The 584-nt window shown below is 65.1% G+C and carries 1 protein-coding gene and 1 pseudogene; both read right to left on the minus strand.

Going from position 1 to position 584, the window contains the following annotated elements:
• Positions 1 to 27 precede the first annotated feature (27 nt).
• Complete coding sequence (locus tag DMB66_RS60420; RefSeq protein ID WP_125812592.1) at positions 28 to 390, minus strand: PH domain-containing protein; 363 nt, start codon at positions 388 to 390, stop codon at positions 28 to 30.
• A gap of 10 nt (positions 391 to 400) precedes the next feature.
• Positions 401 to 584 (minus strand): annotated as a pseudogene (locus DMB66_RS60425) (pterin dehydratase); the annotation flags it as partial.

Below are 584 nucleotides of genomic sequence, written 5' to 3' on the forward strand. Positions count from 1 at the left end.
GCGGCGGCAGGTGGCGGGACTTGTCGGTCAGGACGCGTAATGCAGGATCACGTTGTGCACGTGCTGGGTCTTCTCCGAACCGCGGAACTCGACCTCGTAGGTGTGGGTGCCCACGCTGATCGCGATCGTGCCGGTCGAGAAGAACTGGCCGGCCCAGCTCTTGTTGCTGACCACGCTCACGCTGCTCACCTTGGAGTAGGGGATGCTGGTGATCGCGAAGCGCTTACCGACGAAGGACTTGTCCTGGATGATCACCCGGCGGGTGGTGAGGCCGATGAAACCGGTGCCGGCGCCGACGGCGTCGTACACCGCGATGATCTGTTCACCCTCGAGCAGGCCGCTCTCGATCTGCTGGAGCTGGCCCTTGCTGTCGTATATCGGCGCCGTCATGGTCAAGAGGCTACTGGGAGCCCACCACGGTGCGGTAGGCGTCCTCGATGCGCGCGGCCAGCGTTACCTCACCATCGGTGATGGCCTTGCCGTCGGACGCGCCCAACAGGATCTGCGTGTGACCTTCTACCCGCCGGATGTTGGGCCGCAGGCGCAAGGTGTCGGCGGCGACCTTGATCCGCTCCGTGAGGTCG

The organism is Actinoplanes sp. ATCC 53533 (genome assembly GCF_003947245.1).

Bases quoted from the DNA above. Each gene is read 5' to 3' on its own strand.
- DMB66_RS60420 (WP_125812592.1), bottom strand. From the start codon at position 390: ATGACGGCGCCGATATACGACAGCAAGGGCCAGCTCCAGCAGATCGAG.